Here is a 25720-nt window from a genome sequence, read left to right as displayed (position 1 = left end):
ACGGGCCATCGCACCGTTTCCTTTTTGCCCGCGCTTGGTGTAACCAACGCACACCTCCTCACCGGGCACTTCCCACATGCTCCTTATTCGCTCGTTGGCGTTCAACCTCGTCTTCTACGTCAATCTGATCGTCCAGATGATCCTCTGGACCCCGTACTATTTTCTGTCGCCGCGCCACCGCGCCTGGTTTGTGCCGAAATTCTGGTCGCGCACCAGCATGTGGCTCTATGACAAGATCGCCGGCACCAAAAGCGAGATCACCGGCCAGGAAAACCTGCCCGAGGGTTCATTCATCCTGGCGCCGAAGCACCAATCCTTCTGGGACGCGATCGCCTTCTTCCCCTTCCTGCAAGATCCGATCTACATCCTGAAGCGGGAACTGACCTGGATCCCGTTCTTCGGCTGGTACATCTTGAAAATGCGGATGATCCCGGTCGACCGCGGCAGCCGCTCGAAGGCGCTGAAAGCGGTGGTCGCCGCGACCAGGCAGGAGCTGGCGCGCAATCCCCGCCAGCTGATCATCTACCCCGAGGGCACACGGCGGGCACCGGGCGACGAGCCGGCCTACAAATACGGCATCGTCGAGCTCTATACCCAGCTTGGCATTCCGGTGGTGCCGGTCGCTCACGTCGCCGGCCTCTACTGGCCGCGCCGGAAATTCCTGCGCTATCCCGGCACCATCAAGGCCCGCTTCCTGCCGCCGATCCCGGCGGGATTGGGCAAGGAGGAATTCATGGAACGCCTGATCGGTGAGACGGAGGCCGCCTGCGACCAGCTGCTCGTCGAGGCGTCCCAGGCGCCGAATCCGCCGCCCCTGCCACCGATGGCGGAGAAGCGGCTGAGGGAACTGGCTCCGATACCCCAGCCTGAACCGCCGCCTGACCGGTAAGATCCCCTAGGGAATCACAGCCAGCGCCGTAGTCAAAACCAGTGTCGCCGCGAACGTCAGATTGATGATCCGCGAGGCCAGCGGTCTGCGCAGGAAGCGCGCAAACGCGGCCCCGGCGAGAAGCCAAAGGACATGGATGGCGACGATCATCGAGGCGAGGATCGCCAGCTTGAGCCCTGCATCGAGCTCACCGGCGGACGACGTGCCGCCGAACACGGCGGCAATCGCCACATAGGCTTTCGGGTTGGCGACAGCCAGAAGAAACCCACCCAGGAACGTGGGAAGTGCCGCCCCGCCGGTGCGCGCTGCCAGAGGCGGAGCCGTTGCTATCTTGAAGGCGAGGTAGAGGATGTAGGCTGCGGATGCCACCGCCAAGAGCGGTGCGAGCTTCGGCACAGAGGCGAGCATGGCCGTAATGCCCGTCGCCACGACCAAAAGCACGGCGACTGTACCAAGAATGATGCCCGAGGCGTAGCGGAGCGAATCGCGCAGGCCGAAGGCGGCGCCAACGGCGGTGACGCTTATCGTCGCCGGCCCCGGACTGCCCATCACGACCGCCGATGCCAGCACAAGCGCGAGCAATTGCTGCCATAGTTTCGGATGGGAAAAGACCAGTTCGGCCATCTGTTTACCAGTATCCAGGCGCGATGCGGGCAATGGTATGGCAGGGCAGACCAGGGCGTCTTGAACGATCGTGCAGGGAGCCTTCCGGCGCAGGCCGCGCACGATTCTTGGCTGCTGTTTGATCAAGCCGCCGCTTCGCGCTGGCGTCTATGCACTCGCGCTGTCGAGCTCGGCGATATCGTCCCGACTGAGCTTCAATGATGCAGCGCGGACGAGGCTGTCGACTTGGTCCAGCGTCGTGGCGCTGGCGATCGGCGCCGTGACGCCGGGCCGCGCGATCACCCAGGCGAGCGCCACTTCCGCCTGCTTGGTCGCGTGACGCCCCGATACGGCGTCGAGTGCCGCCAGGATGCGCATGCCGCGCCCGTTGAGGTAGCCCTTCACGCCGCCGCCACGCGCGCTTTTGCCGAGATCGGCATCGCTGCGGTATTTGCCGCTCAAAAACCCTTTGGCGAGGCTGAAATAGCTGATGACGCCGATATCCTCGGCCATGCACAGATCGCGCAGCGGCCCATCGAAGGAGGCGCGGTCATAGAGATTGTACTCCGGCTGCAGCACCGCATAGCGTGGCAGGCCCCGCAGGCTTGCCACGTCGAGCGCGGCGCGCAACTGGCCGGCGTCGAGATTGGAAGCGCCGACATGGCGGATCTTGCCCTTGGCGAGCAGTTTTTGGTAGGCGCCGAGCGTTTCCTCGTAGGGGGTGGTCGGGTCCGGCCAGTGCGACAGATAGAGATCGACGACATCGGTCTGCAGCCGCTTCAGCGACGCATCGATGGCCTTTTCGATATGGGCGGCGGAGAGGTCTTTCCTGCCCTGCCCCATGTCCGACCCGACCTTGGTGATCACCACGACCTTGTCGCGTTTGCCGCGGCTCTTCATCCATTTGCCGATGATGGTTTCGGATTCGCCGCCCGTGTTGCCGGGAACCCACCGCGAATAGGAATCGGCGGTGTCGATGGCGTTAAGGCCGGCGCCGACGAAGCGGTCGAGCAGGTCGAAAGAGGTTTTCTCGTCGGCGGTCCAGCCGAAGACGTTGCCGCCCAGAACCAGCGGCGCGATGGACAGGTCGGTTTGACCGAGACGACGTTTCTGCAAGACTGATCTCCGTGGGGAATGGAAAGGAGCGGGCGAAAAGCCCTCGCTTACCTAGGTCTCACCGCGCCGAGGTCAAAGGCCTGGCCGTTCTTTCCGACGGACCACTGCTTCACAAGGGCGCGATCCGCCGCGCTCTATGTTCCAGCCGATGTTTACTGGCTCTGGCGCCGGTATTCACCAGGCGGCAGTCCAACCACGCGGTTGAAAAGCCGGCTGAATGAGGCCGTATCCCGGTATCCGACCTGGTAACATATTTCCGAAATACCGAGTTTGGTGCTTTCAAGAAGTGTTTTTGCGGCCTCAAGGCGCCGGTCCTGGATCCATCGGCCGGGAGTGGTGTGCAATTCGTCGGAAAACCGGCGCGCAAGCGTTCGCGGCGACAGACCGAGTTGCGCGCCGAGGAAGGCAAGGTCGAGCGCTCCGGGCTGTTTTCTGGACAAGGTTTCGAGCCGGTCGCGGAACGGCTCTTGCGAGGGCAGCAGATCGGTGAGCGGGAACTCGTAGGGTGTCTGAATCTGCCGCGTCGGCGGCAGCACCAGCAATTTGCGAACCAGGCGCTCCTCCCTGGCGAAGCCAAGGTCGCGCAGAAGCGCCTTGCCGAGCTCCAGGCCTGAAAAACCGCCGCCGCAAGTATAGATCCGTCCGTCCCGGATCAGCACACGTGAAGCGTCCCAACGCACCTTCGGAAAGTGGCGCTGGGCATCGGTCTTCAGCCACCAGGAGATCGTCGCGCGCTTTCGGTCGAGAAGACCGGCGTCTGCCAGGAAGTAACCGGCCCCGCAATGCGCGGCGATGATGGCGCCGTCGCGCCGCGCGCTTGCGATAAGCGGCGCGGCGTGGCGGCTCTCCTCCTCGAGCGCGGCAACAAGCTCCGGAATCTGCATGCCGGGCATGGCCAGCAAGATCAGCAGGTCCATGCGCTGCGAGGGTTCGCGCCTGGTGTGAAAGGAGATTCCAGGCGTCGTCGTGGCGTCGGCCTGCCGTGCCACGAATTCGAAGGAAATCGCCGGCGCGCCGCGAATGGTGTTTACCAGCTCGAACATTTCGACAAGCGTCGCGGCGACAGCCGAATAGAACGTCGACGGCAGCCAGATCACGGCGTGGACGGGACGATTGTCCAAGATGGCTCCTTTGAACAGCTATGGCAAGTTTAGCACATAGATTGTCAAATCTGCCAATTCCGATTTTTGCCAGCGGTTTTAGGTTCCGCGACGCCGATGCAAACACCGGTGCCTGCGATCTGGCCGCGTCCAAATTGCATGGCCAGATCGCCCTTTATTGGAGACCACCATGAAAGCAGTTGTATTCGACGCAATCGGCTCGCCGCAGGACGTGCTCTATCTCGGCGACGTGCCCATGCCGCGAATCGGCGACGGTGAGGTGCTGCTCAGGATGGTCTCCGCCTCGATCAACCCTGGCGACTTTCTGTTCATCCAGAACCTCTATCCCGAACCGAAGAAGCCGCATTTCCCCCGCCAGATCGCCGGAAACCATGGCGCCGGCATTGTCGAGGCCGTGGGCGCGAACGTCGCCTTGAAACCGGGCACGCTTGTCGCATTCAGCTACTACAACAGCTGGGCTGAATATGCGGCCGTTCCGGCCGCTTGGCTGATCCCGCTGCCCGCCGGCTATCCGGTCGAACGCGCCGGGCAGATGGTGAACCCCATCACCGCCTGGGACCTGCTGGCGGATTCCCGTGTGCAGCCTGGACAGTGGCTGGCCGTCACCGCCGGCTATTCATCGGTTTCGACGATGGTGATGCAGTTCGCCCAACGGCGCGGCATCAACGTGATTGCGCTCGTGCGACGATCTCGCGAGAGGCTGGACCTGAAGGGGCTTGGTGCCACCGCCATCCTCGATCTGTCGGGTTTGAAGGTCGGCATCAGGGAAGCAGTCATGGACATGACCGACGGCGCCGGGCTGAACGGGATCATCGATAATGTCGGCGGACCCGTCAGTGGCGAGTTGATCCGCACCCTGGCGATGGGCGGGCAGATGGTTATCAATGGCGGCATGAGCACCGAGCGTTTCGAACTGCACAATTTCGACGTGCTGCTGAGCGGCCTCGAGATCAGGGCAAATATCTACCGCTACTTCTTTTCGCCGCCTGTCGAAGCCGACCGGCCAGTGTTGCGCGAGATTGTCGACATCTTCGGCCAACCCGATTTCCATGTCCCTGTTGGCGGCATCCATCCGCTGGCGGAGTTCGAGCTCGCCGTGACAAACAGCCTGGATCGCGCCGATCTCGGAAAGCAGATTTTCAGGATGTAACCCGGACCATGATCCCGAACCGAAGGTCAGCGACGCAAAAAGTGGGAACCGGTTTTCGGGATCATGGTCAAACAACGAAAGAAGATCACGACCCGATCCGTTTCGCTACCTCTTCCAGCCAGTGGTCGCGGATGCCCAGCGCTTCGAGGTGCTCCAGCGTGCTGAGCACGTAGTCCTCGTTCTTTCCCGACTGGCCGACGGCACCGCGAACGACGGTCGCCGCATCGGCGGCATCGAGCGCGCCGGCATACTGCTCGTGGGCACGATCGACGACATAGGCGACCGCCGAGACCGTCTCGCCCCCATCCGTCTCGCCGTTCGTAGCGTCATTGTCGAGGCGAATGCTAAGCATGCGCTCGCGATAGACATTGGTGACCAGCTCGCGCTCGCGTAGATAAGTGATGACTTCGTTGCGCAGATCGCCGGGGACGCGGAAAGCCAATCCGATGCAGGAGCCGCCACGGTCGAGGCCGAGCACCAGGCCGGGCCGTTCGCGCGTGCCGCGATGCACGAAGGAGTAGACGCACAGCGACCGGCGATAGCCGTGGAGGCGGGCGCGCCGCGTCTCGACATGCGCAAATCCCGGCCGCCAGATCAGCGAGCCGTAGCCAAAAACCCAAAAATCGCCCATATCGCCAAGCCTGGTTGCAGCACCGCACTGGAATCGGTGTTTTTTAAAATCCGTCTCCGTCTACCTGATGTTGCCGGAAACGACAGTCCCCTCTGCAACACGCGCTAGCGAGAGCCGCAGCATGACGTCAAGTGACGAGCGTCCGCCGAATTTTCGCCGCCGCCTCTTCTGGCTTGGCGCTTTCATCCTTGTGCTGTTCGGCCTCTACAGCGCCGGCTGGTTCTACCTGGCGGACAAGGTCAAGAGCGAAGCCGACAAAGCGGTGGCCGAGCTCAACGGCAATGGCATCGAGGCGGACTGCGCCAATCTCACGGTCAGCGGCTATCCCTCGAGCTTCGCCATCTCCTGCGACAGCCTGGCTTATCAGGACGACAACAGGAACGTCGCCGCCTCCCTCGGCAGCCTCAACGCCGTCACGCACATCACCCAGATCCTGTCGCCCGGCGCCGACCTGCGGGGCCCGCTCAGGGCCTCCGCGCCGGGGATGGCGCCGCTGTGGATCGACTGGGATAATCTGCGAGCGACCGTCAAACTGTCCTGGCCCCTGCCCCGGCGCGTTTCACTGGAGGCCGAGGGCCTGTCAGCCCAGACCGATCCGGCGGATGGCACAGACCCGGTCGAGCTGTTCAGCGCCGGGACAGCGGCCGGACAACTGCGTCCGAACGGCCAGGACATCGACTATTCCGGGAGTTTCACCAATCTCGAAATCGATCCAGGGGCGATCGATGGCCGCGTGCTGCCGCCGCTCGACGGCGGTGGCGACGTGACGCTGAAGAACGGCGTGGCGCTGATCAAGACACAAACAGAGAGCCTGCGTGGCCAGGCGGTGGATATCGGCAAGCTCGATCTGTCGTCGGGGACCGCGCGCGTCACCGTTTCCGGACCGGTGTCGGTCGATGCCGACGGGCTGATCGACGCCGATTTGATGATCAAGCTCAGCGACCCAAGGGCGGTGGCGGAAATCCTTGGCGAGGCAATCCCGGAGCAGAAGAGCCAGATCAAAACCGGCTTTGCCGGGCTGGCGCTGCTTGGCAACGAACCGTCGATGCCCCTCAAGGTCGTCAAGGGCAAGGCCTCGCTGGGTTTTATCCCGCTGGGCAGGATCAAGCCGGTCGATTAGACCATGATTGCGAACCTCCAGTTCGGAGAAGATCATGATGAAACAGGAAGATAGATGAACAGCCCGGTGAAGCTCCTGAGTGTTGGCGCGCTGACGCTCGATACGATCCTTGGCGTCGACACGCTTCCGGCACGTCCGGGCAAGTTCATTGCATCCGACGGCGTCCAGATCGCCTCGGGCATGGCTTCGAGCGCGGCCTGCGCCGCACGCCGCCTCGGCGCGGACGTATCGCTATGGGCGAGCGCGGGCGACGACCTCGTCGGCGATCAGCTGGTCGCCGGGATCGAGGCCGAGGGCGTCGATTGCAGCTTTGTCCGACGCGTCACCGGCGCGCGGTCGGCACTGTCGGCCATCTTGGTCGACACGCATGGCGAGCGCATCATCGTTCCTTTTTATGACAAGCTCGCCCAGGCCGACCCCGAGGCGCTCCCCATTCAAGATCTCACCGCATTCGACGCTGTCCTGGCCGATGTGCGCTGGCCGGGCGCAGCAGCTTTGGCCCTGGCGGCGGCGCGCGAAATCGGCCGTCCGGCCATACTGGACGCCGACACCGCGCCACGAGACGTGCTGGAACGGCTGTTTCCGCTGGCCTCGCACATCGTCGCGTCGGAGCCGGCGGCGTTCATCCTCTGCGGCGAGGAGCGAGGCCCGCCAGATGCCTGTGAAGCGCTGGCCGGACGCACCGATGCGTTCGTCGCGGTGACCGGCGGCGCGGCGGGAAGCTGGTGGTTCGACCGCTCGGCTGGGTCCGTGCGCCATGTCACGGCGCCAAGGATCAAGGCAGTGGATACGCTTGCCGCCGGCGACGTGTTTCACGGCGCCTTTGCCGTCGGGCTGGCGGAGGCGATGCCGATCGAACGGACATTGCGCTTTGCCAGCGCCGCCGCCGCGCTCAAATGCTTGCGCTTCGGCGGCAGGCTGGGCGCGCCGGACAGGGCCGAGACACTGGCGATGATGGCGGCTCACTGGCCGGCCTGAGACAGCGGCGGGCTTTCAAATCGAATCGTACCGCTGCTCTTTTTGTTCGAGCACCGGATTTTCCCAAAACCGGTGCCCCCTTTTGGCCCGATGCTCTATCCCTTGGCAGGATGTTCCACCGCCTGCCGGCCAAAGTCCGGTACGTCGATGTCCTGGCCGGCCTCGATGATCGAGCGGCGGACGGCGCGGGTGCGGGTGAACAGGTCGAACAGCTTTTCGCCGTCGCCCCAGCGGATCGCCCGCTGCAGCGAGGCCAGATCTTCCGAGAACCGCGCCAGCATTTCGAGGATGGCGTCCTTGTTGTGCAGGCAGACGTCGCGCCACATGGTCGGGTCGGAGGCGGCCAGACGGGTGAAGTCGCGAAAGCCGGAGGCCGAATATTTGATCACCTCGGACTTGGTCACCGACTCCAGATCGTCGGCGGTGCCGACGATGTTATAGGCGATGATGTGCGGCAGGTGCGAGACGATCGCCAGCGTCATGTCGTGATGCTGGGGATCCATCGTGTCGATGTTGGAGCCGCAGCGGCGCCAGAATTCCGAGAGCTTTTCCAAGGCGGCCGGATCGGTGCCGGGCAACGGCGTGAAGATGCACCAGCGGTTTTCGAACAGTTCGGCAAAGCCGGCGTCCGGACCCGATTTTTCAGTGCCGGCCAGCGGGTGGCCGGGAATGAAATGCACGCCGGCAGGCACATGCGGCTGCATCTGCGCGATGACCGACGCCTTGGTCGAGCCGACATCGGTTAGGATCGCGCCCTGCTTCAGCGCCGGTGCGATTTCCTCGGCGACCTCGCCCGAAGAGCCGACCGGCACCGAAACGATAACCAGGTCGGCATCGCGGACCGCCTCTTTCGCATCCATCGTGTAGGAAGAGCCGAGGCCGAGTTCGCTTGCCCGCGCCAGCGTGTTTTCGCTGCGCGTCGAGATGGCAATGTGGCGGGCAAGGCCTTCGCGGCGGATGACGCGGGCCAGCGACGAGCCGATCAGGCCGATGCCGACCAGCGCGATCTTTTCGAACATCGGTGATGTCATGGTATTCTAGCTTTTCAGAAATGTCGCGAGGGTGGTGACAACGCCGCGATTGGCCTCTTCGGTGCCGATGCTCATGCGCAGTGCATTGGGGAAGCCGTAGCCGGAAACGCGCCGCAATATGTAGCCGCGCGCGGAGAGGTAATCGTCCGCAGCCGCCGCCGAATGTTTTTTGTCTTCGGGGAAGTGGATGAGGACGAAATTGCCGACGCTCGGCGTCACCCGCAGTCCGAGCTTGGTCAACTCCTCGCTCACCCATCGCAGCCAGGCCTCGTTATGCGCCACGCTGCGCTCGACATGGGCGCGGTCGCGGATCGCGGCAATGCCGGCCTCGATCGCCGTCGCGTTGACGTTGAAGGGACCTCGCACGCGGTTGATCGCGTCGATGACATGCATCGGCGCGTACATCCAGCCGATCCGCGCACCGCCAAGGCCGAGCTTGGAGAAGGTGCGGGTCATGACCACGTTTTCCGCGCCAGCCACCAGTTCGACGCCGGCTTCATAATCGTTGCGGCGGACATATTCGGCATAGGCTGCATCCAGCACCAGAAGCACGTTTCGAGGCAGGCCGGCATGCAGGCGGCGCACCTCCTGGAACGGCAAATAGGTGCCGGTCGGGTTGTTGGGATTGGCGAGGAAGATGATCCTGGTACGCGGCGTCACCGCAGCGAGGATCGCATCGACGTCGGCGCGCTCATTGGTTTCCTTGACCGACACCGGGACAGCACCTGCCGACTGGATGTAGATCTTGTAGACCATGAAGCCGTGTTCGGTGATAACAGCTTCATCGCCGGGCGCGAGATAGGTCTGCGCAAGCAGGCCCAGAATCTCGTCGGAACCATTGGAACAGACGATGTTCGCCGGGTTGAGGCCATGCACCTCGGCGATTGCCTCCCGCAGGCGCCTGGCAGTGCCGTCGGGATATATGTCGAGTTTGGCCGCGACGTCACGCGCGGCTTCTATCGCCTTCGGCGAGGGGCCGAGCGGGTTCTCGTTCGACGACAATTTGTGGACCTTGGCAACGCCGGCCGGCGCCGTGCTTTTGCCCGGCACATAGGCTTCGATGTCCATGATCCCCGCGCGGGGCGTAGGACGTGCCTGATCCGATGCCTGGTTCATATCGCAAAAATCCGTCGAGAACGCTTCCGCCTAGTGTGGTGGATTTGAAGTTCCTGCCATTTTGGTGGCATCAGCGCTCAGGAACTTCAAATCCAGCACACTAGAATTCATTGGTTTGCCAGTGTGGCGAATCCGAAATTCGCCCACTGCGCTGCTCCAACGCGATGCGAATTTCGGATTCACCACACTAGAAGCCGCAGCGGAAATACAAGCCGTGGCCTGGAATGTCGAGAGGCGGCGATCATGGGTGAGCGACTGGCCGTGAGCGACTGGGCGTTGACGCCGAGGCGCGCCGGTCCTAGAAGAAAGGCGAAATCCCGTGGTGATTTGGCCGGTCGGCTTGCAGCCACGTTAAACAACTCGCTAAAGGGCCGTTTGCATCCTGTAACCGGCTTTGCGAAGGCAATGCCGGTTTTTTTGTTGTCCGTAGCCGGCCGGACAATCGCATCGACCGAAAATCGGAATCGACTTTCGGAAAGCGCGATGGGTTAATGTAAGAGGATGCGATGGTCGCGCTGCGCACTAAAAGAACCAACAACGAGGCCGTCGAGCCGTCGAGCCCGGTGTTGCGTTTTGGTGCCGACAAGCCGCTCAAGCTCGACGCCGGCACGCTGCTGTCACCGTTCCAGATCGCCTACAAGACCTACGGCACGCTCAACGACGCCCGCTCCAACGCCATCCTCGTCTGCCATGCGCTGACCGGCGACCAGCATGTCGCCAGCACCAATCCGGTGACCGGCAAGCCGGGCTGGTGGGAAGTGCTGATCGGCCCCGGCAAGATCATCGACACCAGCCGCTTCTTCGTCATCTGCTCAAACGTCATCGGCGGCTGCCTCGGCTCCACCGGCCCCGCCTCGACCAATCCCGCTACCGGCAAGCCCCACGGGCTCGACCTGCCGATCATCACCATCCGCGACATGGTGCGGGCGCAGTTGATGCTGATCGACCATTTCGGCATCGAAAAACTGTTCTCGGTGCTCGGCGGCTCGATGGGCGGCATGCAGGTGCTGCAATGGGCGTCGAGCTATCCGGAGCGCGTTTTCTCGGCGCTGCCGATCGCCACCGGCGCGCGCCATTCCTCGCAGAACATCGCCTTCCATGAGGTCGGCCGGCAAGCGGTCATGGCCGATCCGGACTGGCATGGCGGCAAATATTTCGAGCATGGCAAGCGCCCGGAAAAGGGGCTGGCTGTGGCGCGCATGGCCGCTCACATCACCTATCTGTCGGAAGCGGCCCTGCACCGGAAATTCGGCCGCAACCTGCAGGACCGTGAAGCGCTCACCTTCGGTTTCGACGCCGACTTCCAGATCGAGAGCTATCTGCGCCATCAGGGCATGACCTTCGTCGACCGCTTCGACGCCAACTCCTATCTCTACATGACCCGGGCGATGGACTATTTCGACCTCGCCGCCGACCACGGCGGCCGGCTGGCCGACGCCTTTGCCGGAACCAGGACCCGTTTCTGCCTGGTCTCCTTCACCAGTGACTGGCTGTTCCCGACCGAGGAGAGCCGCTCGGTCGTTCACGCGCTGAACGCGGCCGGCGCCTCGGTGTCCTTCGTCGAGATCGAGACCGATCGCGGCCACGACGCCTTCCTGCTCGACGAGCCGGAGCTGTTTGCCGCCATCAACGGCTTCATCGCCTCGGCGGCTCGCGCCAGGGGGCTCAGCGCATGATCCCTGAAGATTGCAGGCTTTCCGGACCGGCATCTTGCGCCAGGCATCAGCGCATGACCCCGAAAAGTTGCAGACTTTTCGGACCGGGATCATGCGCCAGACAAAAGGCACGATCATGAGTGTCAACCACGCCCAGCGCGTCGACCTCGAAGTCGTCGCCGATCTCATCCCGCCGCAGTCGCGGGTGCTGGACGTCGGCTCCGGTGATGGCCTGCTGCTCGAATTGCTGCAGGCGACGAAGCAGGTCGACGGCCGCGGGATGGAACTGTCGCAGCGCGGCGTCAACGAATGCGTGGCGCGCGGCCTGTCCGTCATCCAGGGCGACGCCGACAAGGACCTCAAATTCTATCCCGACAAGGGTTTTGATTTCGTCGTCCTGTCGCAGACCTTGCAGGCGACCCGCAACCCGAAGCTGGTGCTCGACGAGTTGCTCAGGATCGGCAAGCACGCCATCGTCTCCTTCCCCAATTTCGGCCACTGGCGGGTGCGCCTTTCGCTGTTCGTCGAAGGGCGGATGCCGGTGACCAAGGACCTGCCCTATTCCTGGTACGACACGCCCAACATCCATTTCTGCACCATCCGCGACTTCGTCAATCTCTGCGAAGAGCTCGGCGCAACGGTGGAAAAGGCAACCGCGCTCGACGCCAATGGCCAGAAAATCGGCCTGTCGATGCCATGGTGGTTCTGGAATTTCTTTGGCCAGCAAGCGGTGTTCCTGCTGAAGCGATAACGGCCGTCGCATATGGCGCGCGGCCGGCAAGAGTCCGGAGACCATCTGGGACTGTTCGCCATTCATAGACCAAGTCTAGCTAGCGATTAAGTTCCGGAAAATACGGATCGGAGAAAAACCGCCGGTCGCGCTCGCCTTGCAAACAGTCGACCGGTGCTGCCGCATCGACCCGGATCGGTCCCGGATCGGCCCCGGGACCGGAAACACCGCTGACCTCCAGGACCAGCTTGCGCCGTATGGCGGTCACGAATTCGGAAGCGGCATAGACCGGCAGCACGAAGGAGCCTGGCCCGCCGGTAACGCACTCGGCATAGTATTGGTCGAGATGGCTGAAGCTGGGCGACGGGCTGATCAGGATTGGCAGGCCGTTGACAACGATGTCCTTTGCCACCACGGCGTCGCGTGTCGTGGTGACGGGCATCCCGGTATTGTTGGGGCCATCGCCTGAAATGTCGATGACGCTGCGCGTCGCGTCGAAAGCGGCTCCATCCAAAAGCTCCGCGCCGAAGGCGAGCGCACCGGAAATCGAGGTGCCGCGAAAGCTCCTGAACGGGCGCGCCTCGATCTTGTCGGCGAAAACGTTGGCGCTCTCAGCATTGTCGATGACCTGCCAGGCAATGACAGCATCGTCGCGGACGGTGCCTGCCCATTCGAAATAGGCCAGCGCGATGCGGCCGGTCACACCCGAACGCACCGCATTGATGAAGTCGGGGTGGCGCAGCGCCTCGACATAGCCGGCGCGCTGCAGCGCGAATTCCTTTTCGTCCATCGAGTGCGAAATGTCGACCGCCAGCACCAGTTCGACGTCCACCGCAATGGCATCGGCGGGCGTAGCCAGTGGTGCTGCCTGAGCGCAGGCGAGGCAGGCAAACAGGCTAAGCGCGTCGAGCATGGTCCAATGCCGCAGGCTTCCGAACGATACCGGCGATCTTTCGCTGCGATCACGGCGAAATAAAGCTTGGCTGCGTATCGCCGGCTACGTCTCTTGGTAGGCTGCGGCGACGGCCGGGGGTGGTTCGATCGCGCCGGCCCTGACACGGACTGGCTTGAGAGCCGGTCGCTCGATGTCTTTCACGATCGCCAATGAGCGTGGAAAGAATTCAATGTTCTGCTGGCCTCGGCCGATATTGAGGATTGCGGCGTCGGCCAGACGCGCCTCCAGCATCGACAGCACCCGCCTCAGCGTCGCGCCGTCGAACGTGTCCAAGGCCTCGTCGATGATCACCCATTTCGGCTGCCGCAAGACCAGCCGGGCAAAGGCAAGCAGGCGCTGCTCGTCATCGCTCAATTCGCGCTCCCAGCGCGCCGAGCGGTCGAGCGAGGACGACAGACGCCCGAGACCGACCTCGGCAAGCACCGCCGAGATGTCGGCGTCGCTGAGCGCGGCATCGGCGTGGTTGAGCACCTCGCGCAGCGTGCCGAGCGGGAAATAGGGCTTGCGGGGAACGAAGGCGGGCACCTCTCCGGCCGGCATGCCGATCCGCCCGCTTCCCCACGGCCACAGACCGGCAATGGCGCGAAAGAACAGCGTCTTGCCGGCGCGCGGATCTCCGGTGATCATGACGCGCTCGCCGGCGCGGATTTCGACATGGGGCTCGGCGAGCTTCGTACATCCATCCCGCGACGCGACCTCGAGGTTCTCGAATGTCAGCCCGCCATTCGGGTTTTCGCCGATCGTGATGCGTTCTTCGCTGTCGTGCAGCACATCCGTTTCAACGAGCGCGATGCGGAAATCGGCGACGCGCATCAGCGTGGCGCGCCAATCGGCGATACCGCCGATATTGTTGATGAACCAGCGTAACGAGGCATGCACCTGGTTGAAGGCGCCGACTGCCATCATCAGCCCGCCGAAGCTGATATCGCCGGCAAAATAGACCGGCGAGGCGACGAGGATCGGCGCGACGACAGTGATCCAGCCATAGGTATCGGTCACCCAGGAAAGATTGATCTGGGCGCTGTAGATGCGCCGCATCGCGCCCAGCACCGTGCCGAGGTCGAGCTCGAGCCGTCGTCTCGCGTCGGCCTCGCCATGCGCAAGCGCGATGGCATCGACATTCTCGTTGACGCGGACCACCGAGGAGCGCAGCTCCGCTTCACGCGTATAGCGGTCGCTGTTGAAGCGGATGAGCGGCCGTCCGACCAGCCAGCTCAGCCAGGAGGCCGTGCCGGCATAGAGGATCGCGGCCCACACCATGTAGCCCGGAATGGCGAGCGAATAGCCGCCGATATGGAAGACGAAGCCCGAGGACAGCGACCATAAGACGCCGACGAACGAAACAAGCAGAATGAATGACTGCAACAGCCCTATGCCGAGACCGGTAGAGAGATCAGAGAGATGCCCGGCATCCTGCTGCAGCCGCTGGTCAGGGTTGACGCCGATGGCGCCGGCGTTGGCGAGCCGGAAGGCACGCGCCGGCCGCATCCATTCACCGATCAGATCGAGGGTCAACGCCTCGCGCAGCTTCAGCCGGATCATCTGGTCGAGCCAGGTCTGGCCGACATTGAGCACCACAAGCCCGCCGGCGATGGCGGCAAAGACCAGAAGCTGGTGCAGGAAGCCCTGCATGTCGCGCCGAGCCAGCGCATCGTAGAAGGGCTCGTTCCAGCGATTGAGCAGAACCTGCCCAATCGAGGTTGCCACAATGACGGCGACTATGCCGACGCAGGCCCAGAGCAGGTGTTTGCGGATCGGCGAGGTCCCCAGCGCCAGCTTGATGGTCGCCAATTGGTCACGCAGGCTGCTGGCTTCGATCGACGCGGCAACCGGCTTGGCGCTGCCTTCGACATCCGGATAATCAGCCATTGGTGAAGTCCTTGAATTCGCAAGCGGTGCTGAAACCGATGAACAAGTCGACTCAATCGGGTACCAAACCCGCCCTCGACAGATAGGTGAGAAAAAGCGCGATTCCGATCACGAACATGTCATCGACGGCCCGGCAATGTTGCATTCCCGGTCGGCGATATCCGGCCGAGCCCTGTGGCGCCATGCGGCGAGAAAACCGGCACGAAGACGCGGCGAGAGGCACGCTGGACGACCGGCACGCCCTGGTAGAGCCGCTTCTGCGCCTCGACCACGATGACGCCGGAAAAGATCGGCCAGAACCTGCGGCCGGCGCGCTCCAGCACATTGTGGAACTGCATCATGAAGCGTCTCCGCGATGGCGGGAAGAACAGGGCGTCGGACCAGGCCGCGGGCGTGAAGTTTGCTTCGCGCAGCAATTCGGTGAGCTGGCCGCGCGAAAAGGGCCGGCCGCTGCCGAACGGCGTATGCTCGAAACGGGCCCAGACACCGCGCCGGTTGGGCACGACGATGACGACGCGGCCGGCGGGCGACAGCACCCGCCAGATTTCGTTCAGCGTCTCGCGCGGGTTCTCGGCATGTTCGAGTGAATGGACGAGCAGCATGCGGTCGATGGAGGCATCGACCAGCGGCAATTCCTCATCGAAGACCAGTGCGGTCGCGGTCGGCCCCGTAGCCGGCCAGACCACCGCGCCTTGCGTTGCCGGCATGAAGGCAAAGACACGCTCGGCGTCGGTGCCGAACCGCTCCAGCCACGGCAAGGTGTAACCGAGGCCGACCAGCCGCTCATTGGGCACAACAGCCCATATCGAGGACAACGCCATGGTGATCGAGCGTTCGGCCAATCGCCCGAGCGTGGTCGAATAAAACGAGCGAAGGTCGATGATATCGGAATGCATGCGCGGGACGGTATCTTCGATGCTGTCCAAGTTCAACAAAGGCGGATGACATCCGCGGGCAAGCGCCCTATGTCTGCGGCGACTACTGCATCGGCCGAAATCGGTTTCGATTTCGGAAAGCGCGATGCAGCGGAAAAAAAATGTTAGAGCGTCCTTTGTGCCGTCCAACTGGACGCACGGCGCACTAGTGGAGAGACGCCATGCCGGTTGAAATCGAACAGTTCATGTGCCGCAGCGACAATTTCGGCGTGCTGGTGCATGACCCGAAAAGCGGCCAGACCGCGATCATCGACGCGCCCGAGGAGGCGCCGATCCTGGCCGCGATCGAGCGTACCGGCTGGACGCCGACGATGATCCTGACCACCCATCACCATGTCGACCATGTCGAGGCCAATCTGGCGCTGAAGGAGCGCTTCAAGCTGCGCATTGTCGGACCGGAAGCGGAAAAGGCAAAAATCCCCGGCATCGACGAAACCGTCGAGCAAGGTTCGGTCATCCACCTCGGCGACGAGAGGATCGACGTGATCGCCACGCCCGGCCACACGGCGGGCCATGTCTCCTATCATCTGCCGGGATCGAAAGTGGCGTTCACCGCCGACACGCTGTTCGCGCTCGGCTGCGGCCGGCTGTTCGAATGCAAGCCGCCGGTGATGTACGATTCGTTGAAAAAGCTCGCGGCACTTCCGGCCGAGACGGTCGTTTATTGCGGCCATGAATACACGCTTTCCAACGCCCGCTTCGCGCTGACCGTCGACCCCACCAATTCGGCGTTGAAGGAGCGCGCTGCGAAAATCGAGACGCTGCGCGCCGATGACAAGCCGACGCTGCCGACCACGATCGGCGAGGAACTGTCGACCAATCCGTTCCTGCGCTGGCACGATCCGGCAATCCGCAAGCATCTCGGCATGGAGAAGGCCTCCGACGCCGAAGTGTTCGCCGAAATTCGCAAACGCAAGGACAATTTCTGAGCACCATGATGTGCTGGAAATCATGACCAGTTCCGCCGAAATCATCGCAACGCTCGGCCTGAAACCGCATCCGGAAGGCGGCTGGTATGCCGAGACCTTCCGCGATGGCGCGGAGGGCGCGCGCGGCCATTCGACCGCGATCTATTTCCTTTTGGAGCAGGAGCAAGTGTCGGCCTGGCACCGCGTCAAGGACGCGGCCGAGGTCTGGCATTTCTATGCCGGCGCCCCGTTGGCACTGTCGATGCATCGGGAAAACGGGCCGGTGATCGAGCAGGTGCTCGGCACGGCATTGGCGGCGGGCGAGCGGCCGCAGATCGTCGTGCCGGCAGGCTGGTGGCAATCGGCACGCAGCCTGGGCGAGTGGACGCTGGTCGGCTGCACCGTGGCGCCAGGCTTCGATTTCGCCGCCTTCGAGTTGGCAGCACCGGGTTGGAGGCCTAACCCAGCAGGAAACCCATCGTGATCGCCAGCTGGGCGGCGTAATACAGCATCCAGACCGCATAGCGCGTCCAGACGCGGTGCGGCGAGATGGCGCTTAGCAGGAACTTTTCCGAGGCGAGCAGCCCGTCGGACGCCATGAACAGCGCGGCGCCGCCGATGATCCAGAAATTGCTCAGGGTGAGGGCTGAAATCGCCATGGCGAGGATTGCCGCGATATAGACGCTGACCGGAAGGCGCAAGGCGGGGCCGACACGGCGCCAGAGCGCAAAAAGCATGGCGAGCGCGAACACGGCCATTGCCATGGCAATCGCCGCGCGCCACGGCTCGGCCGACAGCAGCCCGATCCCGTCGCCGAAGCGCAGGAACAGCGCGATGTAAAGCCCATGCGCAACGAGAAAACTGGCCAGCCCGCCGAGAAAAGCCTTTTCACCCTCGCGTGACAGCAACGCGTCGCCGATGGCGCTGAGCGTCAGCGCCGCGACGAGCAGCCACGGACCGCCCTGCAGCGATGCCAGCACGCCAAGCATTGCCACGGCCAGTGTCTTGACCGCAGAACGCGCAAGCTTCGGCGGCATGTCGATGGTGAAGGCGTAGATCACCGCCGCCGCCAGCGAAAACAGCAGCGTCGCATTGGCGTTGGCGTCGATGCCGCCGGGAAACGGCATCATGCCTCGGCCTCGCTCGTTGCCTGCTTGCGCAAGAACAGCGATTTCGCCGCAAGCGCTGCCCCGCCGGTGATCAGCACGCAGGCGGCGAGGATGCGCAGGGACGGCTCGGCGAAACCGGCCGATATCAGCACCAGCGTCGACAGCAGCGGGGCGGCATAGCTCGCCGCGCCCAGCACCTGGATGTTGCCGCGCTTGACGCCGACATCCCAGGCGTAGAAGGCCGCACCCACCGGCATCAGGCCGAGGCCGAGCACGGCCAGCCACTGGCCGGCACCGACAGGCAGCACCGTCTGTTCCAGCATGAGATGGCAGACAAGGGAAAGCGCTGCCGTAGCCGCACAGAACCATGTGACGATGCTGGTCGGCACCGACGGGAAGCGCCGCGACAACAGCGAATAGGACGACCACAGCACGGCGCAGACGCCGGCCATCGCATAGCCGAAGGCATAGCGTGCGTCGAAGGCAAGCCCGCCGCCCTTGGTGACGATCAGGAAAGTGCCGGCAAGGCCGAGCAGCGCGCCGACGACATGGTTCCAGGCCAGCCGCTCGCCCGGCATCAGCGCGGATCCGAGCACGATCAGCAGCGGCCAAAGATAGGCGATGAGGCTTGCCTCCACCGCCGGCGCGTTGCGCAGCGCAGTGAAGTAGAAGAAGTGATAGCCGAACAGGCCGGCAATGCCGATCACCCACACTTGCGGCGGTATCTTCTGCCGGGTGGCGGCGGCCGGCATGAACAGCCGCGCGACGAGCCCGACGCCGGTGCCGATCGTGAAGGTGATCGCTGAAAGCAGGAACGGCGGCACCTCGCCGGAAGCGTCCGTAAGCAGCGCCAGCAGCGCCCACATGGCGACCGCCGAGAAGCCGATCAGTGTAGCGCGCCCCATGTCCGTCTCCGGCGGCGCGCGATCGCGCCTATTCTGTCGCTTCGAACCGCTCCGCGCTGACGGTGAGGGTGCCGATTTTCGTACCGACCGTGGCGTGGATCGGCGCATATACGCCGGTTTGGCCAACCGGTGCAAACGTCACCATGATGCGGCTGCGATCCTTCAGGTACGTCAAAGCTTTGCGGTTCTTGCGGTAACCCGCCACCGGCTCAAAGCCCAGCCTGCAGGTGACGGTATCGCCCTTGTAGCCGCGCACCGAGGTCGAGCCTTTCGAATCGTAGGTCAGCGTCAGATTGGCGCGCATCTCGCCATCATAGAGTTTCACCGTGCGCCCGCAGACCTTGTCGAGACTATCGGCATGGATGACGGTGGCGGCCATCGGATCGAGCACCGACGCGAGATGGCTGGCGCCCAGCGGTATCCAATTCTTGGGATTGCGCTTCTTCGGCGCAGGCACGACTTTCGTCGCGGTAACAGTGCCATTGGCGAACTGGATATCGATCATCGACGCCTTCTCGCCCGACTTGTAGTCGGCGCGGAACGCTTGCGGCTGCAATTGCTTGCCCGAAATCTTGCCTTTTGACGAGATCGTGCCACGTGTGTCGTCGAAGATTGTGGCGAGGCCGGCGCTGGAGACGCTGCCGTCGATCGAATAGGTATCGCCTTCGTAACTGCTGGAAAAGGTTGCCTTTGCCACCGAGAGGCCGAGGATCGACACCGTATACTCGCCCTTGAAGGATTGTTGCGTGGCGGCAGACGTTGCCGTCGGCAGCGCGACGGCAAGCGAGGCAAGGAGAGCATGAGACGAACGAAGCATGGCGGGGATTGATCCTCGATTTTCAGCGGAAGCGGACAACTCCGGCCTGGTATCTCCTTGTGCGACCGCTTATAGGCTGAATTCCGGCCTTTATGTGAAAGGCGTCGTCACACCCGCGCGCAAGCCGGAGCTTGACGCATCGGCGAAATGCAACTATGGAACGCCAACTTTTTCCATAAGGCCGCCTGACCGAAACCGCGCGCCACCCGGCGCGGGTCGAATGTTTGGCCAGACCGAGAACTGAAGGTTTAGAACCATGTCCCGCACCTGCGAACTCACTGCCAAGGCAGTCATGTCCGGCAACAATGTGAGCCACGCCAACAACAAGACCAAGCGTCGCTTCCTGCCGAATCTCGTCAATGTGACGCTGATCTCGGAAGCGCTGAACCAGAACGTGCGCCTGCGCATTTCGGCCAACGCGCTGCGTTCGGTCGAGCACCGCGGCGGCCTTGATGCGTTCCTGGCCAAGGCCGACGCCAAGGAGCTGTCGCAGCGCGCGCGCCTGCTGAAGAAGCAGATCGCCAAGAAGCTTGTCGAACAGCCGGCCGCTTAATTTCTCAGGCAACCGCCTTCCAAGGAGTGTCGTCCGAACTCGGCATGACACCCCGCTGGTTCCATTACCCAGGATAAAAAAATGAGTTTTTTCTCCCGATATCTGCCCTTTGTTGCGGCCATGGCGCTTGTCGTGGTGGCGTCGAACATCCTCGTGCAGTTCCCGCTGCAAGGTGCGATCGGCGGCTTGTCGCTGGCCGACATTCTGACCTGGGGCGCCTTCACCTATCCGTTCTCCTTCCTGGTCACCGACCTTGCCAACCGCCGCTACGGCCCGGCCGTGGCGCGCCGGATCGTGTTTGTCGGCTTCACGGCGGCGGTGATCTGCTCGGTCGTCATCCCGCCCTTGCTGTTCCGCTACGGCCTGATCGAATTCGAAACGGCCGCCGACCGGCTGGTGCGCATTGCGGCGGCTTCCGGCACCGCGTTCCTGATCGCGCAACTGCTCGACGTGACCGTGTTCAACCGGCTGCGCCGGCAGAGCTGGTGGCGGGCGCCGATCGTCGGCACGCTGGTCGGCTCGGTGTTCGACACCGCCGTGTTCTTCACCGTCGCTTTTTCGGCGGCCTTCGCCTTCGCTGGCCCGAACGATGGCTTCGCGCTCGAAACCGCGCCGCTGATGGGCGTGCTGTCGCTCGAGACCATGCGCTGGGTGTCATGGGCACTCGGCGACCTCGGCGTGAAGCTGATCATCGCCGTGGTGGCGCTGATCCCCTACCGGCTGCTTGCCGCCCGCTGGAGCCAGCCGGCACTGGCGGCATAGAGCATGATCCCTGAAAGTGGGAACCGGTTTTCGGAAAAGATCATGCTCACAGGTTCTCAAGCATGATCCCATGGGTCCAGCTCGATACCGCGAAAACGCCTGACGGCGACCACGAGCTTCGCCTGAAACAACGCGGCACCGAATTCTCGATCATGCTCGGCTCGAACGAGCTGATGAACAGCCGCCTCAGCGGCTCCGAGGAAGCGCTGGCCAGGCTGTCCTGCCAAAGGATTGCCGGCCGTAGCCAGCCGAAAATCCTGATTGGCGGGTTGGGCATGGGTTTCACGCTGCGCGCCGCTCTCGCCGAGCTTGGCGCCGATGCCGGTGTCGTTGTCGCCGAGTTGGTGCCCGCCGTCGTGGCGTGGGCGCGCGGCCCGATGGCGGCGGTGTTCGGCGGCTGTCTCGACGATCCGCGCCTGACTGTTCGCGAAATGGACGTCGGGCAGCTCATACGATCGGAAGCCTCGGCCTGGGATGCCATCCTGCTCGACGTCGACAACGGTCCGGAAGGGATCGTCCACAAGGCCAACGAGGCTCTCTACAGTATAGCCGGGCTGATCAGCGCGAGAGCAGCGCTCAAGCCCGGCGGCGTGCTGGCGGTCTGGTCACAGGGACCCGACAGCGGTTTTACCCGCAGGCTCAGGCAGGCAGGCTTCGCGGTCGAGGAAGTCAAGGTCCGCGCCAATGGCAAGCGCGGCGCGCGCCACGTCATCTGGATCGCGACCAGCGGACCCCGGCCTGCGGCAACCGGCGCGAAGCTGTAGACTTGTTATCGGCCGTCCTTTGCCGCCCGCCTCTCAATCCTCGTGCAGCACAAATTCCAGATAGAGATTGCGCTGTAGCATCGAGTGGTTGTCGTCAGAGACCAGCGATACCATCACAGCGCCGTCGTCGCGGGTCCAGACGTCGAGCCCTTCCATACTGTCGATCTGGTAGCCCATGTCGGCTTCCAACAGCACCGGCCCGTCGGCAACGGCGCCCTTCTCGACGCTTTCGCCATAGATGCGCCGCAGCCGCATCTTGACACCGCGGGCCATCGAAAAACTGCGCTCCAACAGCAGAAGGTCGCCGTCCGGTAGGAAGGCGCCGTCGGTGATGTCAAAATCACCGTTGCGCTTGACGGTGAAGACGCCCTTATGCGGCCCTTCGATAGCAGCCGCATAGATGTTGCCGGCCTTGTCGAGGCTCTTCTCCGACACCACGACTAGCCCGCCTTCGTGCTGGCCGTTTGGACTGGCATGAGTGACGGTCTCAAAGCCGCGATTCCGTCGGAGCTCCCAGGCAGGAACCAGGAAGTCAAGTTGCCTGAACGGCGGCTTCATCTCTTCCGGGGCAATGCTGAACTGGGCGACACGGGGGTTGCGCTCGAAGCCGACCGTGGCAATGCCGTCCTTGACCGCAAGCCCTTCGGCGTCGACATCCCATTTCTCGTCGATCAGATGGCCCGCCTCGTCGGCCATTTCCTGCATACGGAAATTCTGGATGCCCGACGGGCGCTTTTCGGCATCGTGGGTAACGGTGCCGAAGAACCAGAAACCGGTATCGGCGACGCCGATGAAATCACTGCCGGGCTTGAGAAAGCGAAACGCCGACAGCGCGCCGAAATCGCGTGACGGTGAGGTCATTTCCAGCCCACCGACGAATTCGAGCGGGCCAAACTGCTTGTCGTCACGACCGATGTGAAACCGAGTTATGGTCCGTGCCGAGATTTCGATCGGGTCGACCGAAACCGGGCCGGCCGCGATGCAAGGCGACAAGGCGATGCCGGCAACGAAAAGCGCTGTGGCGGCGAAAAGCGTCTGCCGAAAGCCGCCCCGCGAAAAAATCATCCGGCGCGCCGTATGCCGCCGCCGCTTCGCGCGTCCCGCGCACTTTCCTCGCCAAACAGCGAGGCCAGTTGCTCGGTCATGGCGCCGGCCAGTTCCTCGGCATCGACGATGGTGACGGCGCGGCGATAGTAGCGGGTAACGTCGTGGCCGATGCCGATGGCCAAAAGCTCGACCGGCGAGCGCGTCTCGATCAGTTCGATCACCGCGCGCAGATGCCGTTCGAGATAGTTGCCCGGATTGACCGACAGCGTCGAATCGTCGACCGGTGCGCCGTCTGAGATCATCATCAGGATCTTGCGCTGCTCCGGCCGGGCGATCAGGCGGTTGTGCGCCCACAGCAGCGCCTCGCCATCAATGTTTTCCTTGAGCAGGCCCTCGCGCATCATCAGGCCGAGATTGCGGCGCGCCCGCCGCCACGGATGGTCGGCGGATTTGTAGATGATGTGGCGCAGATCGTTGAGCCGGCCCGGATTCGGCGGCTTGCCTTCCTTCAGCCATTTCTCGCGTGCCTGCCCGCCCTTCCAGGCGCGGGTGGTGAAGCCGAGGATCTCGACCGAAACGCCGCAGCGTTCCAGCGTGCGCGCCAGAATGTCGGCGCAGGTGGCGGCGACCGTGATCGGCCGGCCGCGCATCGAGCCCGAATTGTCGAGCACCAGCGTCACCACCGTGTCGCGGAATTTGGTGTCACGTTCCTGCTTGAAGGACAGCGGCTGCATCGGGTCGATGACGACGCGCACCAGCCGTGCCGGATCGAGATAACCCTCTTCGAGATCGAAATCCCAGGAGCGGTTCTGCTGCGCCATCAGGCGGCGCTGCAGCCGGTTGGCCAGCCGGCCGACAACGCCGGACAGGTTGGCAAGCTGCTTGTCGAGGAAGGCGCGCAGCCGATCCAGTTCTTCCTCTTCGCACAGGTCCTCCGCACCCACCGTCTCGTCGAAGGCGGTGGTGAAGACCTTGTAGTCGATCTCCTTCGACAGATTGGTGAAGGGATTGTCGTTGCGGCGCGCCTCGCCGGGTGTCTCGGCATCGGCGTCGTCATCGTCGGACAGGTCGTCGGCGGTGGCATCGGATGCCTCCGTCTCGGCCGATTGCTCGTCGTCGGACGACGCCTCGGTATCGTCCGACTGCGACTGCTCGGAGCCGGAATCGTCCTCGCCGCCCTCCTCGCTCTGGTCCTCGCCTTGCGGCTGGTTTTCATCATTGTCTTCGGAGTCTTCGGTCTCCTGGTCGTCACCGAGTTCCTCGGCCATTTCCATGGAAGCCAGCATCTCGCGCACGACGCGGGCGAAGGCCTGCTGGTCGTCGAGCTTTGCCGACAGCCCGTCGAGATCGGCGCTTGCCTTCTCCTCGACCCAAGGGCGCCAGAGGTCGACAAGCCGCTCGCCGCTCTTCGGGACGGCGCGGCCGGTCAGCTTTTCGCGGACCATCAGGGCCAGCGCTTCCTCGATCGGCGCATCCGCCTTGTCCTTGACGTCGATGAGGTTGGCCCTGGCGTATTTGTCCTCGAGCATCGAGCCGATATTGTCGGCCACACCTTGCATGGCCCGGGAGCCGATCGCCTCGACGCGGGCCTGCTCGACCGCATCGTAGATGGCGCGGGCCTGTTTGCCCTCCGGCGCCAGCCTGGTGTGGATGCGCGTGTCGTGGCAGGCGCGCTTCAACGCCATGGAATCGCCGAGCCCGCGGGTGATAGCGATGTCGGCCTTCGAGGCTTTTTTCGGCAGTTCAGGGAGCCGGGCGCGGCTGCCGGCGAGCGCCGGCCGATCCTTGGCGAAACCGACTTCGAGGTCTTTGTCGCCGGCAATCGCGCGCATGCAGACGGTGACGGCGCGCTTGAAGCTGTCGGCTTCAGAACCCGTCTTCGACTTGTTGCGCGTGTTGTCGCCCGGACCCGCCATCGATCATTCCTTGGAGCATGACCCCGAAAATCGGAATCGAGCCATGCTTACCCCAGCACCACGTTCGCCGCGGATTCCGGCAGGTCTTGGCCGAAGGCGCGCTGGTAGAACTCGGCGACCAGCGAGCGTTCCAGTTCGTCGCATTTGTTGAGGAAGGTCAGCCGGAACGCCATGCCGATATCGCCGAAGATCTCGGCATTCTCGGCCCAGGTGATGACCGTGCGCGGGCTCATGACAGTCGACAGGTCGCCATTGATGAAGGCGGAACGCGTCATGTCGGCGACACGCACCATCTTGTTGACGATCTCCTTGCCCTTGCCGTCGCGATAGTGCTTGGCCTTGGCCAGCACGATATTCACCTCATTGTCGTGCGGCAGATAGTTCAGCGTGGTGACGATCGACCAGCGGTCCATCTGCGCCTGGTTGATCTGCTGCGTGCCGTGATAGAGGCCGGTGGTGTCGCCGAGACCGACCGTGTTGGCGGTCGAAAACAGCCGGAATGCCGGATGCGGGCGGATGACCCGGCTCTGGTCGAGCAGCGTCAGCCGGCCGGACGATTCCAGCACACGCTGGATGACGAACATCACGTCCGGACGGCCGGCATCGTACTCGTCGAAGCACAGCGCGACATTGTGCTGGTAGGCCCAGGGCAGGATGCCGTCGCGGAATTCGGTGATCTGCAGCCCTTCCTTGACGACGATGGCGTCTTTGCCGACGAGGTCGATGCGGCTGACATGACTGTCGAGATTGACGCGCACCATAGGCCAGTTGAGGCGGGCGGCGACCTGCTCGATATGCGTCGACTTGCCGGTGCCGTGATAGCCCGACACCATGACGCGGCGGTTGTAGGCAAAGCCGGCGAGGATCGCCATCGTCGTGTTCTTGTCGAACAGGTAGTCGGGATCGATGTCGGGCACATGCTCGCTCGTCACCGAATAGGCCGGCACCACCATCTTGGACTCGAAGCCAAATTTCTCCTTCACCGGCACGGTGGTGTCGGGCAGGTTGGCGATGTCGCGATCGACCTTGTTCATCTTTAT

Annotated in this window: 26 protein-coding genes and 1 riboswitch; of the genes, 11 read left to right on the top strand and 15 right to left on the bottom strand. The window is 63.4% G+C overall.

Going from position 1 to position 25720, the window contains the following annotated elements; translation table 11 throughout:
* The first annotated feature begins 76 nt into the window (after positions 1 to 76).
* Entirely contained in the window at positions 77 to 889 is an 813-nt protein-coding gene (locus tag IHQ72_RS07395; RefSeq protein WP_258121839.1) for a lysophospholipid acyltransferase family protein, read from the top strand.
* 6 nt (positions 890 to 895) lie between these two features.
* Here IHQ72_RS07395 and IHQ72_RS07390 read toward each other — a convergent pair whose 3' ends face one another.
* The 3 genes from IHQ72_RS07390 to IHQ72_RS07380 form a co-directional block, all read right to left on the bottom strand.
* Positions 896 to 1513, bottom strand: a complete 618-nt coding sequence (locus IHQ72_RS07390; RefSeq protein ID WP_258121838.1) for a LysE family translocator — start codon at positions 1511 to 1513, stop codon at positions 896 to 898.
* Positions 1514 to 1660: 147 nt separating this feature from the next.
* A complete protein-coding gene (locus IHQ72_RS07385) occupies positions 1661 to 2608 on the bottom strand; it encodes an aldo/keto reductase (protein WP_258121837.1) in 948 nt (315 codons plus the stop codon).
* Between the two features lie 152 nt (positions 2609 to 2760).
* Positions 2761 to 3729 carry a GlxA family transcriptional regulator gene (locus tag IHQ72_RS07380; protein WP_258121836.1) on the bottom strand — a complete coding sequence of 323 codons (969 nt, stop codon included), beginning with the start codon at positions 3727 to 3729 and terminating at the stop codon, positions 2761 to 2763.
* A gap of 169 nt (positions 3730 to 3898) precedes the next feature.
* Between IHQ72_RS07380 and IHQ72_RS07375 the strand changes: the two genes are divergently transcribed.
* Complete coding sequence (locus IHQ72_RS07375) at positions 3899 to 4879, top strand: quinone oxidoreductase family protein (RefSeq protein WP_258121835.1); 981 nt, start codon at positions 3899 to 3901, stop codon at positions 4877 to 4879.
* A gap of 85 nt (positions 4880 to 4964) precedes the next feature.
* Here the strand turns inward: IHQ72_RS07375 and IHQ72_RS07370 are convergent, their stop codons facing one another.
* Positions 4965 to 5510, bottom strand: a complete 546-nt coding sequence (locus IHQ72_RS07370; RefSeq protein ID WP_095493433.1) for a gamma-glutamylcyclotransferase — start codon at positions 5508 to 5510, stop codon at positions 4965 to 4967.
* Positions 5511 to 5631: 121 nt separating this feature from the next.
* On the opposite strand from IHQ72_RS07370, the gene IHQ72_RS07365 reads away from it, so the two are divergent.
* Positions 5632 to 6630, top strand: a complete 999-nt coding sequence (locus tag IHQ72_RS07365; protein WP_258121834.1) for a DUF2125 domain-containing protein — start codon at positions 5632 to 5634, stop codon at positions 6628 to 6630.
* 54 nt (positions 6631 to 6684) lie between these two features.
* Positions 6685 to 7608, top strand: a complete 924-nt coding sequence (locus IHQ72_RS07360; protein ID WP_258121833.1) for a sugar kinase — start codon at positions 6685 to 6687, stop codon at positions 7606 to 7608.
* Between the two features lie 95 nt (positions 7609 to 7703).
* Here IHQ72_RS07360 and IHQ72_RS07355 read toward each other — a convergent pair whose 3' ends face one another.
* Positions 7704 to 8639 carry a prephenate/arogenate dehydrogenase family protein gene (locus IHQ72_RS07355; RefSeq protein ID WP_258121832.1) on the bottom strand — a complete coding sequence of 312 codons (936 nt, stop codon included), beginning with the start codon at positions 8637 to 8639 and terminating at the stop codon, positions 7704 to 7706.
* A 6-nt stretch (positions 8640 to 8645) separates the two neighbouring features.
* Complete coding sequence (hisC, locus tag IHQ72_RS07350) at positions 8646 to 9755, bottom strand: histidinol-phosphate transaminase (RefSeq protein WP_258121831.1); 1110 nt, start codon at positions 9753 to 9755, stop codon at positions 8646 to 8648.
* A 309-nt stretch (positions 9756 to 10064) separates the two neighbouring features.
* Positions 10065 to 10142, top strand: a riboswitch (SAM riboswitch).
* Positions 10143 to 10261: 119 nt separating this feature from the next.
* Between hisC and metX the strand changes: the two genes are divergently transcribed.
* On the top strand, positions 10262 to 11431 hold the full coding sequence (metX, locus tag IHQ72_RS07345; protein ID WP_258121830.1) for a homoserine O-acetyltransferase MetX: 1170 nt from the start codon (positions 10262 to 10264) through the stop codon (positions 11429 to 11431).
* A 115-nt stretch (positions 11432 to 11546) separates the two neighbouring features.
* Positions 11547 to 12161 carry a methionine biosynthesis protein MetW gene (metW, locus tag IHQ72_RS07340; protein WP_023797197.1) on the top strand — a complete coding sequence of 205 codons (615 nt, stop codon included), beginning with the start codon at positions 11547 to 11549 and terminating at the stop codon, positions 12159 to 12161.
* A gap of 79 nt (positions 12162 to 12240) precedes the next feature.
* On the opposite strand, the gene IHQ72_RS07335 is transcribed toward metW, so the two are convergent.
* The 3 genes from IHQ72_RS07335 to IHQ72_RS07325 all read right to left on the bottom strand — a co-directional run bounded on the left by IHQ72_RS07335 (position 12241) and on the right by IHQ72_RS07325 (position 15860).
* Entirely contained in the window at positions 12241 to 13053 is an 813-nt protein-coding gene (locus tag IHQ72_RS07335) for a DUF1194 domain-containing protein (protein WP_258121829.1), read from the bottom strand.
* An 84-nt stretch (positions 13054 to 13137) separates the two neighbouring features.
* Positions 13138 to 14964 (bottom strand): ABC transporter ATP-binding protein/permease, encoded by a 1827-nt coding sequence (locus IHQ72_RS07330; RefSeq protein ID WP_258121828.1) that lies wholly within the window; start codon positions 14962 to 14964, stop codon positions 13138 to 13140.
* Between the two features lie 119 nt (positions 14965 to 15083).
* Positions 15084 to 15860 (bottom strand): class I SAM-dependent methyltransferase, encoded by a 777-nt coding sequence (locus tag IHQ72_RS07325; RefSeq protein WP_258121827.1) that lies wholly within the window; start codon positions 15858 to 15860, stop codon positions 15084 to 15086.
* Between the two features lie 200 nt (positions 15861 to 16060).
* Here IHQ72_RS07325 and gloB point away from each other — a divergent pair, with 200 nt between their 5' ends.
* Both gloB and IHQ72_RS07315 read left to right on the top strand, forming a co-directional pair.
* On the top strand, positions 16061 to 16828 hold the full coding sequence (gene gloB / locus IHQ72_RS07320; protein ID WP_258121826.1) for a hydroxyacylglutathione hydrolase: 768 nt from the start codon (positions 16061 to 16063) through the stop codon (positions 16826 to 16828).
* A gap of 22 nt (positions 16829 to 16850) precedes the next feature.
* Positions 16851 to 17291 carry a cupin domain-containing protein gene (locus IHQ72_RS07315; protein ID WP_258121825.1) on the top strand — a complete coding sequence of 147 codons (441 nt, stop codon included), beginning with the start codon at positions 16851 to 16853 and terminating at the stop codon, positions 17289 to 17291.
* On the opposite strand, the gene IHQ72_RS07310 is transcribed toward IHQ72_RS07315, so the two are convergent.
* From IHQ72_RS07310 to IHQ72_RS07300, 3 genes are read right to left on the bottom strand one after another with little or no spacing between them, the layout of a single operon-like run.
* Positions 17266 to 17937 carry a lysoplasmalogenase gene (locus IHQ72_RS07310; protein ID WP_258121824.1) on the bottom strand — a complete coding sequence of 224 codons (672 nt, stop codon included), beginning with the start codon at positions 17935 to 17937 and terminating at the stop codon, positions 17266 to 17268. The two genes, IHQ72_RS07315 and IHQ72_RS07310, sit on opposite strands and share 26 nt — an antisense overlap.
* Complete coding sequence (gene yddG / locus IHQ72_RS07305) at positions 17934 to 18821, bottom strand: aromatic amino acid exporter YddG (RefSeq protein ID WP_258121823.1); 888 nt, start codon at positions 18819 to 18821, stop codon at positions 17934 to 17936. Before yddG ends, IHQ72_RS07310 begins: the two co-directional genes overlap by 4 nt.
* A gap of 28 nt (positions 18822 to 18849) precedes the next feature.
* Positions 18850 to 19638 (bottom strand): DUF3108 domain-containing protein, encoded by a 789-nt coding sequence (locus IHQ72_RS07300; protein WP_258121822.1) that lies wholly within the window; start codon positions 19636 to 19638, stop codon positions 18850 to 18852.
* A gap of 256 nt (positions 19639 to 19894) precedes the next feature.
* Here IHQ72_RS07300 and rpmB point away from each other — a divergent pair, with 256 nt between their 5' ends.
* The 3 genes from rpmB to IHQ72_RS07285 all read left to right on the top strand — a co-directional run bounded on the left by rpmB (position 19895) and on the right by IHQ72_RS07285 (position 21717).
* Positions 19895 to 20191, top strand: coding sequence for a 50S ribosomal protein L28 (rpmB, locus tag IHQ72_RS07295; RefSeq protein WP_258121821.1), 297 nt, complete (start codon positions 19895 to 19897; stop codon positions 20189 to 20191).
* Between the two features lie 81 nt (positions 20192 to 20272).
* The gene (locus IHQ72_RS07290) at positions 20273 to 20953 is read left to right on the top strand and encodes a queuosine precursor transporter (protein ID WP_258121820.1); all 681 of its coding nucleotides are present in this window, start codon (positions 20273 to 20275) and stop codon (positions 20951 to 20953) included.
* Positions 20954 to 21015: 62 nt separating this feature from the next.
* The gene (locus IHQ72_RS07285) at positions 21016 to 21717 is read left to right on the top strand and encodes a spermidine synthase (RefSeq protein ID WP_258121819.1); all 702 of its coding nucleotides are present in this window, start codon (positions 21016 to 21018) and stop codon (positions 21715 to 21717) included.
* 33 nt (positions 21718 to 21750) lie between these two features.
* Here IHQ72_RS07285 and IHQ72_RS07280 read toward each other — a convergent pair whose 3' ends face one another.
* From IHQ72_RS07280 to cobS, 3 genes are read right to left on the bottom strand one after another with little or no spacing between them, the layout of a single operon-like run.
* Complete coding sequence (locus tag IHQ72_RS07280) at positions 21751 to 22782, bottom strand: esterase-like activity of phytase family protein (protein ID WP_258121818.1); 1032 nt, start codon at positions 22780 to 22782, stop codon at positions 21751 to 21753.
* Positions 22779 to 24680, bottom strand: coding sequence for a cobaltochelatase subunit CobT (cobT, locus tag IHQ72_RS07275; protein ID WP_258121817.1), 1902 nt, complete (start codon positions 24678 to 24680; stop codon positions 22779 to 22781). Before cobT ends, IHQ72_RS07280 begins: the two co-directional genes overlap by 4 nt.
* A 47-nt stretch (positions 24681 to 24727) precedes the next feature.
* Complete coding sequence (cobS, locus tag IHQ72_RS07270) at positions 24728 to 25714, bottom strand: cobaltochelatase subunit CobS (protein ID WP_258121816.1); 987 nt, start codon at positions 25712 to 25714, stop codon at positions 24728 to 24730.
* Positions 25715 to 25720 lie beyond the last annotated feature (6 nt).

This window comes from Mesorhizobium onobrychidis, from assembly GCF_024707545.1.
Lineage (GTDB): Bacteria > Pseudomonadota > Alphaproteobacteria > Rhizobiales > Rhizobiaceae > Mesorhizobium > Mesorhizobium onobrychidis.
This window is presented reverse-complemented; position numbering and strand designations above follow the sequence as displayed.